This window comes from Limnobaculum parvum (genome assembly GCF_003096015.2).
Taxonomy (GTDB): Bacteria; Pseudomonadota; Gammaproteobacteria; order Enterobacterales; family Enterobacteriaceae; genus Limnobaculum; species Limnobaculum parvum.
In genome coordinates this window covers 1,166,501-1,180,523 of the sequence record NZ_CP029185.2, presented here as the reverse complement: position 1 = coordinate 1,180,523, position 14,023 = coordinate 1,166,501, and the positions used below count along the sequence as shown (strand labels likewise).

Here is a 14,023-nt window from a genome sequence, read left to right as displayed (position 1 = left end):
GAACCAAACATTCTCAATACTCAATGACCTGCTTTAACGCAATTTCTTTACCATCAACACCTCACACGCATGATGCCCACTCGCTCCAACTCTTTCCTGCACATACTCAAACCCCACCGATTCATACAACTTCAATGACTCTTTTAATGTTGCTGTACTTTCCAGATAGCAATGGTCATAGCCCTGTTGACGGGCAAACTCCAGCGCGGTAATCACCATGCGACGAGCTAGCCCCATGCCTCTAACAGAAGGCAAGAAGTAGAGTTTTTGTAGTTCGCAATATCCCGTTTCCATCGGTGCGATACCAACACCGCCCGATACAATGCCATCCAGTTCAACGACCCAATAAGCACAGCCCTTCTGGCTGTAAACTTCCGACAATTGATGGAGTATTGGATCGGAGAAGCTAAACCCCTCTTGTCCTAACAGTCCGTATTCGCCGAATACGGCCAGAATAATGTCACCCATCACGATATTATCTCGAGCCTCAATAGGGCGGATAGTAATGGTTCGGGAAGACTGTTTGGTCACGCTTTGTATGGCTGAAACATATTTCTTCATTGAAACCATCAACGTCTGGTACTCATCAGAACCTAACTGCTGGAGAATTTTTGTATTGTAAGCATTGGCTTGATTATTCAGATCTGCCAGTTGTTTTCGCCCAGCGTCAGTTAACTGATTCAAGGTGCTGCGTCCATCAATCGGATTTGGGTATATTTCTACTAATCCTTGCTGTTTTAATCCTTGCAGAATGCGGCTCACGCTGGATTTATCTACCTTAAGTAAGGTCGATAATTCCAAACCGGATAATGGTTGTTCGTCAAGTTCAATCAAGCTGTGGGCCTGTAAGGGAGAAAGTTGGGTTCCACTCACCCATTTGTCCATTACCCCCAGTTCCCTCACTAAAATTCTCGATACATCGCGTAAAGATGTTGGTTCCATGTCGCTCTCAGATATAGTCATTAACATCAACTTAATTTAGTTGATAGATTCAACTATTTCAATATGCAAAGATAAAGCAATAAAAAAACCGGAGTAACCAATCAGTCAATGCGACCCGCGTCACCATCAATGCACTTATTGCAATAATGGCTGGTTCTATTGCTCGTTTCTTAGCGGAAAGGCCCTCATGGATACGGGTCCAATGTTGGCTGATGGGAACGGTTTTCGCTGGGCTGACCATACGAATGGCATTTAAAGCGCGCAGATAATGTGCTACGGTGCATTATCTACATAATAAATATTGTTTATCTGTATAATTTCACTTATAAATTATCCCGTTATCAAAATTAGTCTATATTTATTCAGGTGTGGATTATCAACTTATTTAATGGAGTGATTATGGGTAAGGTATTCATTGTCTCATTGCTATCTCTGTTTGTGCTGACTGGCTGTAACAGCGCACCAACAGTAGGCAACTGGTCAAAAGCAGATGCATCAGCGCAAACCGCTGACGCTGACAGAGTCCAGTGTGAGAAAGAGAGCAGATCGTCTGCCAACAACAGCTATCATCCTGACCCACTCAATGAAACTGGTTCCGATGAAACCGTGAATAAAATTCTGGTGAAAGAACAACAGCAGATTGATCTGATTGGTGAATGCATGCGCGACAAAGGTTATACCAACTTTTAAGCTGACGTTGCTGCAAATAGAAGACCCGCACTCGGCGGGTCTTCTATTTTAAATCGACTTAACGACGGATTAAGCCATCACCAAAGCCAATCCACTTATACGTGGTTAATGCTTCCAGCCCCATCGGGCCACGAGCGTGGAGCTTCTGTGTGCTTACCGCGACTTCGGCACCTAAGCCAAACTGTCCACCATCGGTGAATCGCGTACTGGCATTAACGTATACCGCCGCAGAATCCACTTCATTAACGAAACGATCGGCATTGTTCAGAGAGCGGGTTACAATTGCATCCGAGTGAGCACTACCATGTATACGAATATGGTCAATCGCTTCATCTAACCCTTCAACGACAGTAACATTCAGATCCAGCGATAACCATTCGTTGTCATACTCGTCATCATTTACCGGTACAACTTTCACTTCCCCGCCGCTGAGATACATCATAGCTTCCGGTGAGGCATGGAGCGTTACGCCACAAGAGTGCATCTTCTCCCCCAGCTTAGGCAGAAATGTCGAGGCAATGGCACGATGTACCAATAACGTTTCCAGCGTATTACAGGTACTTGGACGCTGAGTTTTTGCATTCTCAATAATCATCAGCGCTTTATCAAAATCTGCATATTCATCAACAAAGGTATGGCAAACACCAATGCCACCAATAATCACAGGGATCGTAGAATTTTCTTTACATAGCTTATGCAGAGCAGCGCCACCACGAGGAATAATCATATCAACATAGCGATCGAGTTTAAGCAACGCATTGATCAATGCACGATCGGGGTTATCAATAGATTGCACCGCCGCCGCTGGCAGACCGCATTTATTGAGCGCCAATTGAATCACTTCAACCATCGCCTGATTGGTATTTACCGTCTCTTTTCCACCGCGCAGAATCACCGCATTACCGGTTTTCAGACATAATGAGGCCACATCAATCGTAACATTAGGGCGAGATTCATAAATCACCCCAACAACACCAAGAGGAACTCGACGGCGCTGCAATTGCAGGCCGCTATCCATTAAAGAACCATCAATAATATGACCAACGGGATCGGTTAAACGGTAAACATGACGCACATCGTTGGCTATAGATGCCAGCCGAGACGGCGTCAGCATCAAACGGTCGATCATCGCTTCGCTCAGACCCGCCTGTTGTGCATTAGCGATATCTTTTTCATTCGCTGCCAGAATCGTATCGCTGTTGGCTTCCAACGTATCGGCCATCACTGCCAGTGCCTGGTTTTTCTTTGCCGAACTCAGCACCGCCAATTGATAAGATGCCTTTTTTGCGGCTATTCCCATTTGCTCTAACATTGCTAATACTCCTAGTTGATGATCATGTCGTCGCGGTGAACAGCGACCGAACCATACTCATAACCTAATATTTCATCAATTTTCTGAGAATGGTGCCCTGCAATCATACGTAATGCATCGCTGTTATAACGCGCCACGCCGTGGGCCAAATCGCGTCCGGACAAGTCGCGAATACGAATAACCTCGCCGCGAGAAAAATCGCCTTTTACCTGTTTAATACCTTTAGGTAGCAGAGAACTTCCCCGTTCAAGCATGGCCTGAACAGCACCATCATCAATGGTAATTTCACCCGCAGGCGGTGCGCCGAAAATCCAGCGCTTGCGGTTTTCAAGGGGTGATGTCTGAGCGTGAAAGCGCGTACCAACAGAGATATCATTAATCACATCCCCAATCACGCCCGGCTTAATGCCTGCGGCTATCACCACTTCAATCCCCGCTCTGCCAGCCACATCGGCAGCCTGAAGTTTAGTCGCCATGCCTCCGGTTCCGAGCCCAGAGATACTGTCACCGGCAATGGCCCGTAACGCATTATCAATACTGTGAACTTCGCGAATTAATTCTGCATCCGGATTATGGCGCGGATCGGCAGTAAATAAGCCTGGCTGGTCGGTTAACAGCAATAGCTTATCGGCTCCGCCAAGGATTGCGGCCAGCGCAGAAAGGTTATCATTGTCACCAACTTTGATTTCCGCCGTTGCTACGGCATCGTTTTCATTAATGACCGGAACGATTTGGTTATCCAGCAGTGCTTGCATCATATCGCGCGCATTCAAAAAACGTTCACGATCTTCTAGATCGGCGCGGGTAAGCAGCATTTGACCAATATTGATGCCATAAATTGAGAATAGTTGTTCCCAAAGCTGAATCAGTCGACTTTGCCCTACCGCCGCCAGTAATTGCTTAGACGCTATGGTTGCCGGTAACTCGGGGTAGCCAAGATGCTCACGTCCGGCAGCAATCGCGCCAGATGTCACGATAACAATACGATGACCAAGCGCATGTTGCTGCGCGCACTGACGTACTAACTCAACAATATGGGCGCGGTTTAGACGCAGTGACCCACCAGTAAGTACGCTGGTTCCCAGTTTAACCACCAGCGTTTGGCTGCTATTCATAATGTTCTGCCGTTGAATATCAAGAAAGGATGCAAGGAAACCTTTTTATCAGGTGTGACGCGTTATGCCAACAGGCATAACGCGAAATAGGCGAGATTTGGACAAAAAAATTGATCAGACTGAAAGTTTATCCGGGCTTTTTGCTGCTTCCGTATGGGCTGGTCGGAAACTGAGTTTAAGTGAAGTCAGGTAGTCCTGAAGTTTTTGCTGAAAGGATTGCAAATTTTGCTCAACTTCCTGCTGAATATCCGCATTCTTGATGGTTTTTACTTGCCAATCACCGAGTTTATCAAACAGCCCAATTTGGTAGCTATAGGTGAAGCCCTGTTCATCCGCTTCAATATCCATCCACCACCCCCAGAACTCTCTCTTGTCCGGGGCTGGCTTGCTGCTAACGCAGACAGCCAGACAATCAAAAAAATAGTGATTCCCTTTACATTGAGACTCCCTGATATACGGTCCCAGACTGGTAAATTCTTTAATCAACTTGTTTCTTGAATGACCATTTGCTAATAGCATGATGTCGCCCCAGTAATTTATAATTTAACAATTAATTAACAGCCGTTGGGGATATTAGCATAATTTTTCATTAATCCACTCGCTTAATTGTTCCAACCCACTATTTAAATTATCGAGTAATGGCGTAGAAGCAACAGTGATAAGTTTTCCATCACCGGTAGAAGAAACGATCAGTTTTGATTCTGACAATGGGCTGAAAACATCCTTCTCAAAACTGACTGAACACATAGGAATTGAGCAGCGTCGTCCCAACAGCCCTTGCGTTTTCAGAGAGTAGCGACTTAATTCGGTATGTAATAAATTGTCGGTGGTTGAGTCCATCTTCAGACGGCTGGCGATCATATCCTGATAGACAATCGGCGTCCGACGTTGAGTTTCTTTATTCACGAACAAATCGTGAACAATGGGCCCTAGGCAAGCAACACCTCGCAGGCGGCGTGACTCCAAATATCCCAGCCGAACCGCCACATTAGCGCCAAAACGAGTCCCCAAAGCAACGACACGTTGATGATCAACCCAGGGGACCTGATCTAACTGATTCAGTACCTGACGATGAAGCAGGCTGGTATCTTCGGTTAAAGTCCAGTGCGATGAAAAACCAAGAGAAGGTAAATCAACACACAGCATCGCAATGCCTTTTGGCGCTAAATAATTAACAAACAGAGGATAATAATCGCTCATCAGATTATCCAACCCTCCGCATAATAAAACCGTCGGATGCGGCCCTTTTCCCTCAGATGGAATATGTAAAAAACCCGTCAGGTTGCCACCATCGACTTTGAAATCGATAGATTTCAACTCAAAAGGCAAATAGTTTGCGGCTTCTTTATAGGCTCTGTCGGCCAATAACTCTGCCTGTTCTGCTAACCGATCGCCCCGCAGATGGGGATAGCTGGCAATACTGTAAAAGTGAGAGGCTTTCAGCCAATAATTCCCCGCCGTTATGGGGTCTTCACACGCTAAATCTGATGCTTTTTTCTGCCAGACCATCCCCTCTTTTGCCCACTCGTAAATCCAGTTACCACCTCGATAACCGACTACTGTATCTAACAACGTTTCATCCGTTCGTTCGTTAGGTGAAACAGCAATACGCGCCAGAACCTCTTCAGCTTCGATAGGATCAACGCCACGCCAAGACCATATGGTTGTATTAATCATACGATACCAGTTGGATTGCGTTTCGCCTTCTAGCGAGGATTGAATACTGGCATTCGTTTGCGCTATGCGTTTAACCAACGTTGAGGTTTCCGGATGTTTAAAAGAAGGTTTAAACAGCACTTCTGAAAGATTAGCTTTTGGCATGATGGTGCAACGATCTCCTGTACAGGCTTATGCTTATCACCCAGCCTGAATGACATTATTCCATCAGTGTACCGAATAAATGGTAGCAGATGAAGACAACAACTGGATAATGACACAGCCTTACTTTTCACGTTGAATATAGCTAATACAATAATCAGCAGTTATTTTGTTAATTAATAATCACGCAATCCGAATTTTTATATATAAGTTATATTTCAATTACCACTTACATTAGTCATCATTAATAAAAAACACTATCATCTCAATATTTAAAAATTAGACAATGATCTTAAAATAAATTAATCACATCACATTAATCAACAATAAAGCCAATTAAAAAAACAAATTAAAAAAACCATCAACCACCTGAAAAACAATAATAAATAAACAAAAACAGAAAGAATAAAAAACAAAACCATCAATACACAGTGATAAACCAAAAAACACCGCTATGTTTATTGAACATTTTAAAATCATTACTATATTCATAACTATCTGAACAGAAATAACCAATCAGATTTACCACGCAAATCATGACGCCTCTATTTTTACTGAGGTGGAGAATATATCGTCACTTAATTATGTTTTAATCATCTTGGGAGCAAAGACATGAAGAAAGTTTTTCTTGCATTAACCTGCATCACATCACTAATAGGTTCGGCCAGTGTCTTTGCAGCGGGCAATGGTCAGGTAAGCGGTACATTAGGCGTGCAATTAACCATCACTAATGGTTGTGCGATCAATGGTAATAGTGTTCAGGGCTCACCAGCGAGCTTGGGGTCGCTGGACTTTGGTAGTCACTCTACATTAGCCAATGATATTACAGCACAATCAGCCAGTGTCAGCAGTAGTACCATCAAAGTTCAATGTACCAATACCCTGCCTTACACCGTAACGCTGGACAGTGGTGAGCATCCACAGGGTACACAGCGTCGTTTGGCACAGGGAAGCGAATTTGTAAATTACAACCTCTATCAGGACTCCCTGCGTGCCGTCCTTTGGGAAGATACCGCGCTGTTAAGCAGAACCTCAACCGGTGCACCTGATGACCTGACAGTTTATGGTCTGGTGCCACCACAAACCACACCATCAGCCGGTACTTATACAGATACCGTTCTAGTCACTGTGGATTGGTAATTCCGCTTAAGCATCTCTAACTTTCGCCAATGTTCGCAACGAGTATCAGGGGTAGCTATGCATCTTTGGTTTAAAGCCTGTCAATGCATCTTATTGGTAATCAATATTATTACCCCGTCATCGGTGTTGGCAGTAACGGTAAAATCTGCAACGGTTTCCATCACTGCCAACGTCATTCCCGCTTGCAATGCGGGGTCTACCTCCGGGGGAACCACAACCTTTGGAGTGATGAATTTTGGTACCCACAGTACATTAAGTCGAGAGATTAAACTGATCGGACAAAGTAATGCCGGGGCCATTCTGGTGCAGTGTGCACCCGGAGTAAATTATCAGATCGTGTTGGGAGCAGGAAAAAGCAGCAACGTAGCACAACGCTATATGACGGGTAGTCAATCTGGTCAACGGGTTAACTATAACCTCTATAGCGATGCTAACTACACCGCGATCTGGGACGATACTCAAGGCATTACCAAAACCGCCAATGGCTTACAGGAATGGGTCAATGTCTATGGATATATTCCAGCACAATCCACTCCCGTGGCCGATAGCTACATCGATACGGTGCAAGTTACAGTAAGTTGGTAAACGAATGAGAATCACTCGCCCTGCTTTTATAATCGCCACGCCCACTCTGGGGTTGATTCTAACCTGCTTAACTATGATCTCTACCGTTTATGCAGACTCTCGAACCAAAGATATCGCCGTCAATGCCACCATTACTGCTGGCTGTATTCTTGGTTCCGCCGGCAGTGATGCCACCAGCTTTGGCAGCATCAATTTTGGTAACAATATCTCTTCACTTTTCAACAATATTGATGTGACATCGACGCAAAACGCCGGGTCAATCATGGTGAGATGCACTCCAAAAACTAATGTCACTTTAGGTATCGACGGTGGATTAAACAGTGGGGGAACCATTGGTACTGGCCGGTTAATGAAACTCGCCACCGGCACCAATACCCTGAAATATCAGCTCTATCAGGACAGTAATCACTCCACCATCTGGGGAAATGGCAGCAATGGCGGACAAAACCTGACTGTCATGAGTGATGGTAGCGTACAAAAGATCGATATATATGCTCGCCTATTTTCGTCTACTTCACTGCCCGCCGTGGGGCAATACAGCGATACCGTATTAATTACCGTTAGTTATTAAACTATTATATTTACGGATGAAAGACCTATGACTCTTATAAAACAACCGATTTTACTCATTACCTCTGCCCTGCTGTTTTTCTGTTTCTATTTTCAACCACTAGCCTATGCCGGTTCCATTCTGATTTGGCCTATCGATCCGGTGATTGAAGATGAACAGAATGCTACGGCTATCTGGCTGGAGAATCAGGATAGTAAACCGGCCTATATGCAAATTCGTGTGTTGGAATGGCAACAACGTTCCGGCGAAAATCAATATCAGCGACAATCGGATATTTCCGTTAGCCCACCTTTCGTTCTCATCGAACCGGGAAAGCGCCAGTTGGTTCGTCTGGTAAAAAATATCAAAATGCCGGCTAACCAAGAAAAAGCCTACCGTATTTTGGTCGATGAAACACCAAGAGCTAAGAAAGACAACGAATCAGAAGATGGTCAGAGTGTCAGTATCGGTGTGAAATTCCAAATGCGTTACTCTATTCCTCTGTTTGTCAGCGGTCAGGGGATATGGACCAACCCTGATTACAATAAAAACAGAGACATTAAAACAGCAACCGCACCCGAACTTAGCTACCAAATAAGCAATCTAGATGGGCAATCTTATCTCAGCGTCAGAAATGACGGTAAAGTTCATGCGCGCCTATCAAAGCTGAATAGTCTATCAGGGAACAAAACTACACCGCTGGTAGATGGTCTGGTGGGATATGTGCTACCGGGTTCCGTCATGCGTTTTCCTATCTCTAAAAATAACCGAGCTTCAAGCTATGACAAGTTACAGGCGCTGATCAATAACGACCCAGACCCCGTTCAACTACTCAAACGCTAGTGCCTGTTGAGATGATGATCAACACAGCAAAAGAACCTGATTCCAGCATGTTTCTGCGCGACACGCTATTAAATAAGGTCTTATTGCCTTTGAATATTCTACTGGTTTCACTGCTGTTAATGGCAGTACAACCGAATCCAGTAGAGGCAGGTTCATCGCCATCAGAAAGCGCTGATGCTCCACCGCATCCGGTTTCTGATAGTGATGACCTGCCCGAAATGTCACTCATGTTGGAAATTGTCATTAATGGTCGTCAGACACAAGATGTCACCCCCGTCACTTATCGCTCGGGCCATTACTACATCACTTCTGAAGCATTTAATCGCCTCGATTTACCACAAAAAATTACCGATTCTCCAGAAGTTGAAGTCGATACGCTTAAAGATGTGCAAGCCAGCTATGAAAGCAATACTCAGCAATTGTTAATCACGGTACCGTCTGATTGGCTGCCGGAACAAAAAATAAAAGATTATCAAACTCAATCCTTTGAGCAGGCAGAAAGTACCCTTGGATTACTGTTTAACTATGATATCTATGCCAGCCATAACTCAGGAGATCGGGAAAACAATGCGGCCTCCGCTTATACAGAACAGCGTTTATTAGGTGCCATCGGTGTTCTCTCTAATAATGGCATATACAACCAGAACCTGAGTTCTGACACTAACAATAGTACTGATAATCGCTACCTTCGTTACGATACCAAATGGTACTACAACGATGAAAAGCGCATGCTTAAATACAGTGTTGGTGACATTATTACTGATGCTCTTCCTTGGAGTACCTCTATTCGACTGGGAGGATTACAGATTGGTCGTAATTTCTCGACCCGTCCGGATTTAATTACTTATCCCTTACCGCAATTCGCCGGACAGGCCGCAGTTCCCAGCGCTGTCGATGTCTACATAGACAGCTATAAATACTCCAGCTCAAATGTTAATCCAGGGCCATTTACCATTGAAACTGTGCCCTATATTAATGGCGCAGGTAATGCCAATGTGGTGATTACCGATCCTTTAGGTCGTCAGGTCAATACGTCGGTATCGTTTTACGTCTCCAGTGAGTTATTACAGCAAGGCCTAAGCGATTTTAGCCTGTCGGCAGGAAAGATCCGTAATAACTACGGTATAGCAAATTTTGATTATGATAATAATGCGGCCAGCGGCACCCTACGCTATGGCTTAACTGACTGGATGACGCTGGAGGGCCGAACTGAAGGCGCCAGCGGGCTGAATGTGGAAGGCGTTGGAACCAATATTAAGCTTGGCGCCTTTGGCGTGTTAAGTAGTTCATACAGTCAGAGTCATGCACAAAAAGACGCATTTGAGGTGGTAAATCCCCCCTCGTTATCGCCAGATATTACACTGTCTGAAAATCATTCTCTCCGTGGTCATCAAAGCTCGATTGGTTACTCCTACACTCAACGTTATTTTGGTATCAATACTCAGAGAATCATCCGTAGTGATGATTATGGCGATCTTTCCAGCTATAAAAGTACCTACCGGTTAGACAAACAGGTTGACCAAATTACAGCTAATACCGCCTTTGACCGATATGGTTCCATCGGCGTTGGTTATTTTGATATCCACCAGTCGGATAATCATCGCTTTCGGTTAATCAACTTTTCTTACAGTACTCCCCTGTTTAATAACAGCAGTCTGTATGCTTCGGTTAACCGTGAAATTGGCACCTCCGGTTATAGCGCACAGGTGATTCTAAGTATCCCATTAGGGGATTGGGGCGGAGCCTCACTCAGTTCCAGCCGTGATGAAAACAATAACTGGACACATCAGGCTAACTATAATCGGGCAGCCCCCACCGATGGTGGACTAGGTTGGAATATCTCCTATGCTAAAAATCCTTCCGGTCAGACGGATTACAAACAGGCCAGTCTAGACCTTTCTGCACGAAAAATGCGCCTTCAAGGTGGCATTTATGGCAGTGACCAACAAACCTATTGGGGAGAAGTCAGCGGTTCATTGGTTGCCATAAAACAAAACGTCTACGCATCCAGAACCATTAGTGACTCCTTTGCATTAATTTCAACCACGGGCTATCCAGATATTCCGGTACGTTATGAAAACCAACCGCTGGGAAAAACTGATAGCAACGGATACTTACTCATCCCAACGGTGACTTCATACACCCACGGTAAATATGAAATTGACCCAATTGGCCTTCCTGCGGATGTAAAAGTCCCAATGGTTGAACAATACCGTTCGGTTAAACAAAGCAGCGGAACCATTATTGAATTTCCAGTCAGCAAAATCCTACCAGCCACCCTGACGCTGGTGGATACCAGCGGTACTCCACTTCCAAGGGGGAGTATTATCTATTTAAACGGTCAGGATAATGTGAGTTATGTCGGTTGGGATGGTGATTCCTATCTAGAAAATATTGCCGCGGAAAACAATTTAGTGGTTCAACGAGCAGACAACCGTGCTCAATGTTACGTTCACTTTACGTTACCAATACCAGAGCCCAAAGGGGTCATTACGCTAAATACACTGGTGTGTTCAGAAGAAGGAAAACCATGAAGAACATCCGCAGCCAACGAGGCTCGTCAGCGTTAACTCATCATATTATTTTGTGCATATGCCTGTTTGTTTTACTGATGGTGTCTCCCGTGCAGGCCGCTACCTGTAGGATTACCGCCAGCCCTACCGCAGAAGATCTTGGCACTACCAGCTCATTCAACGTGAATAGCGCCAACGGGCTAAGTACCTCGGGCCCAGGAGGCGTTTCCTGTTCAGGGCTGAGCATCGACTTATTATCCGGTAGCGTATTAACCGGAACATTGAAAACCACCACCAATAATATGAATCTGGTTAACACCCAAATTCCTGGCGCTAAAATTCCTTATACGCTGTATGCCGATAACACAACCAGTTATCCTTTTATTAAGGACCAAAGCGTAAACTATGGGGCTGGAGGTCTTAATATACTTAATCTACTGGTCGTTGGATTAGGGGGTTCTACCACCATTTATACCAAAACTACCCCACAGCAAAATATTCCCGCTGGCACTTATACGGATACGGTGACTATCTACTGGTATTCAAAAATGTGTCTGGCTAACCTGTTAGGTGCCTGCATCAGCCTATCTCTTCCTGACGAAGGCACCAGCACGATTCAAATAAAACTGATTGTGACTAAAGATTGTCAAATCAACACCACAACGGATATTAACTTTGGCAGCAGCGCTTTTGTCGATCAGTTTCCAGCAAAAACTAACAATACGGTGACATTGACCTGCTCCGCTCAAACACCCTATAAAACTTATTTCAGTAACGGGGATAACTACAGCGACCCGTGGCGACAGATGAAAGGGTCGGGAAGCAATTTTTTGCAATACAATATTTATTATCCAGATAATACAACGGTTTGGAATAGCCTATCCAAACTGTCTGGCTCCGGCAATGGAATGAGTCAAAGCCTGACCTATTCAGCTATTGTTAACCCAAATCAACCCGCGCAACCTGCGGGTAGTTATAGTGATACCGTCCAGTTCGTCGTGGAATATTAAGACACAATAGGCTTTGGTCGTTGACGGCGGAGGAAGTGTCTGCTGTACGCTGTTCGGGGATCTGGCAGCCAACCTGATTAACAATGGTTGGCACCCACTACGTTCAATCCAAAGGTCAGAAGGAACAACGGGAGAACCAGCCGAATTTGCCGGTCAGATAATCCAAGAAGGGGATTGTCTCTATGCTGACGACGACGGTATTGTCATTCTCAATCCAGCCTGATTGCCATAGCCTAAAAACAACAAAGCCCGGTATTTACCGGGCTTTGTATCAGAGAATGACAATCAGCAATCGCCAATCGGCTTCACAAATGCGACGCCCATATCCCACGGCTGCTCAATCCAGGTGTCCTGTGGAATATCAACCACATAGTCATCCACCAGCGGCTTACCTGCGGGTTTAGCGAAAATAGTCACAAAGTGAGCTTTTGGATACATATCGCGAATAGCTTTAGCGGTACTACCGGTATCCACTAAATCGTCGATCACAATAAAGCCTTCACCATCACCTTCAGCACGCTTCAAAATTTTCATTTCACGCTGATTATCATGGTCATAGCTGGAGATGCAAACGGTATCAACATAACGAATGCTTAATTCGCGAGCCAGTAACGCAGCAGGTACTAAACCGCCACGACTCACTGCAATGATACCTTTCCATTGTTCTTTCGGCAGTAAGCGACGGGCAAGCTTACGGGCTTCAATTTGCAACATATCCCAAGTGACGACGTATTTTTCGCTCATATAAATCGAATCCCAGCCAGTAAATAATGGCTTCTAATTAATCAGGGGAAAAAAGTTGCAGCCGATTATAAAGAGACGCGCCGATAAAAACCAGCGGTTATATTAGAGAAAAATAAACTAATTGATCCAAACGCACATTGGTTCAATCAGGTTAATCTGTTGGGGAAGTCGCCAGTATTTGGACTATTTTATCCTCCAACGCCAGCGGTTTTGTCATGGGGGCAAAGCGTTCTACTTTGCGACCCTCATCGCTAATCAGAAATTTGGTAAAATTCCATTTAATCGCCTGATGTCCCAGCAGACCCGGAGCCTGTGACTTTAGATAACGAAATAAAGGGTGTGTTCCAGAGCCATTTACTTCAATTTTGGCAAACAGAGGAAAACTAACGCCATAATTAAGCTGACAAAAAGCTTCAATATCCTGATCGCTCCCCTTTTCCTGCTGACCAAACTGATTGCAGGGAAATCCCAATATCATCAATCCCTGAGATTTATAACGTTGCCACAGCTGTTCCAACTCCTCATATTGCGGAGTAAAGCCACATTCGCTTGCCGTATTAACCACTAGGATGGCTTTCGCAGCAAAATCACCCATGATATTGACGTCACCGTGGATGTTAACCAGTGAAATAGAAAATAATTGAGTCGGCACGAGGTTCTCCAGTCAGTCTGTTGTTTAACATCTATTATAGTGAATAAACGTTCTTTTCAACGGCCCAGACTAAAACAGCCATTGTTCCCGCCTGGCAACGGTTAATATT

The 14,023-nt window shown here is 44.7% G+C and carries 15 protein-coding genes; 8 read left to right on the top strand and 7 right to left on the bottom strand.

Features of this window, described 5'->3' with window-relative positions; all coding sequences use genetic code 11:
- Nucleotides 1-33 precede the first annotated feature (33 nt).
- Nucleotides 34-942, bottom strand: coding sequence for a bifunctional helix-turn-helix transcriptional regulator/GNAT family N-acetyltransferase (locus HYN51_RS04685; RefSeq protein WP_192878452.1), 909 nt, complete (start codon nt 940-942; stop codon nt 34-36).
- Nucleotides 943-1,341: 399 nt separating this feature from the next.
- Here HYN51_RS04685 and HYN51_RS04675 point away from each other — a divergent pair, with 399 nt between their 5' ends.
- Nucleotides 1,342-1,632, top strand: coding sequence for a hypothetical protein (locus HYN51_RS04675; protein ID WP_108901770.1), 291 nt, complete (start codon nt 1,342-1,344; stop codon nt 1,630-1,632).
- A gap of 58 nt (nt 1,633-1,690) precedes the next feature.
- Here the strand turns inward: HYN51_RS04675 and proA are convergent, their stop codons facing one another.
- The 4 genes from proA to frsA all read right to left on the bottom strand — a co-directional run bounded on the left by proA (nt 1,691) and on the right by frsA (nt 5,880).
- Entirely contained in the window at nt 1,691-2,944 is a 1,254-nt protein-coding gene (gene proA / locus HYN51_RS04670; RefSeq protein ID WP_108901769.1) for a glutamate-5-semialdehyde dehydrogenase, read from the bottom strand.
- Between the two features lie 11 nt (nt 2,945-2,955).
- Nucleotides 2,956-4,059, bottom strand: a complete 1,104-nt coding sequence (gene proB, locus HYN51_RS04665) for a glutamate 5-kinase (RefSeq protein ID WP_108901768.1) — start codon at nt 4,057-4,059, stop codon at nt 2,956-2,958.
- 114 nt (nt 4,060-4,173) lie between these two features.
- Nucleotides 4,174-4,578 carry a sigma factor-binding protein Crl gene (gene crl, locus HYN51_RS04660; RefSeq protein WP_108901767.1) on the bottom strand — a complete coding sequence of 135 codons (405 nt, stop codon included), beginning with the start codon at nt 4,576-4,578 and terminating at the stop codon, nt 4,174-4,176.
- Between the two features lie 54 nt (nt 4,579-4,632).
- Nucleotides 4,633-5,880 (bottom strand): esterase FrsA, encoded by a 1,248-nt coding sequence (gene frsA, locus HYN51_RS04655; RefSeq protein WP_108901766.1) that lies wholly within the window; start codon nt 5,878-5,880, stop codon nt 4,633-4,635.
- Between the two features lie 609 nt (nt 5,881-6,489).
- On the opposite strand from frsA, the gene HYN51_RS04650 reads away from it, so the two are divergent.
- The 7 genes from HYN51_RS04650 to HYN51_RS04620 all read left to right on the top strand — a co-directional run bounded on the left by HYN51_RS04650 (nt 6,490) and on the right by HYN51_RS04620 (nt 12,741).
- A complete protein-coding gene (locus HYN51_RS04650; RefSeq protein ID WP_108901765.1) occupies nt 6,490-7,017 on the top strand; it encodes a Csu type fimbrial protein in 528 nt (175 codons plus the stop codon).
- 57 nt (nt 7,018-7,074) lie between these two features.
- Nucleotides 7,075-7,602 carry a Csu type fimbrial protein gene (locus HYN51_RS04645; protein WP_108901764.1) on the top strand — a complete coding sequence of 176 codons (528 nt, stop codon included), beginning with the start codon at nt 7,075-7,077 and terminating at the stop codon, nt 7,600-7,602.
- Between the two features lie 73 nt (nt 7,603-7,675).
- Entirely contained in the window at nt 7,676-8,173 is a 498-nt protein-coding gene (locus tag HYN51_RS04640; RefSeq protein WP_230514020.1) for a Csu type fimbrial protein, read from the top strand.
- Nucleotides 8,174-8,200: 27 nt separating this feature from the next.
- Nucleotides 8,201-8,995: a fimbrial biogenesis chaperone gene (locus HYN51_RS04635; protein ID WP_108901762.1), complete on the top strand. Its 795-nt coding sequence runs from the start codon at nt 8,201-8,203 to the stop codon at nt 8,993-8,995.
- Nucleotides 8,996-9,006: 11 nt separating this feature from the next.
- On the top strand, nt 9,007-11,529 hold the full coding sequence (locus tag HYN51_RS04630) for a fimbria/pilus outer membrane usher protein (RefSeq protein ID WP_230514019.1): 2,523 nt from the start codon (nt 9,007-9,009) through the stop codon (nt 11,527-11,529).
- The gene (locus tag HYN51_RS04625; protein ID WP_192878450.1) at nt 11,526-12,518 is read left to right on the top strand and encodes a Csu type fimbrial protein; all 993 of its coding nucleotides are present in this window, start codon (nt 11,526-11,528) and stop codon (nt 12,516-12,518) included. Before HYN51_RS04630 ends, HYN51_RS04625 begins: the two co-directional genes overlap by 4 nt.
- A 13-nt stretch (nt 12,519-12,531) precedes the next feature.
- Nucleotides 12,532-12,741, top strand: coding sequence for an RraA family protein (locus HYN51_RS04620; protein ID WP_108901760.1), 210 nt, complete (start codon nt 12,532-12,534; stop codon nt 12,739-12,741).
- A gap of 62 nt (nt 12,742-12,803) precedes the next feature.
- Here the strand turns inward: HYN51_RS04620 and gpt are convergent, their stop codons facing one another.
- Nucleotides 12,804-13,262 (bottom strand): xanthine phosphoribosyltransferase, encoded by a 459-nt coding sequence (gene gpt / locus HYN51_RS04615; protein ID WP_108901759.1) that lies wholly within the window; start codon nt 13,260-13,262, stop codon nt 12,804-12,806.
- A gap of 151 nt (nt 13,263-13,413) precedes the next feature.
- A complete protein-coding gene (locus HYN51_RS04610; protein WP_230514048.1) occupies nt 13,414-13,857 on the bottom strand; it encodes a glutathione peroxidase in 444 nt (147 codons plus the stop codon).
- Nucleotides 13,858-14,023 lie beyond the last annotated feature (166 nt).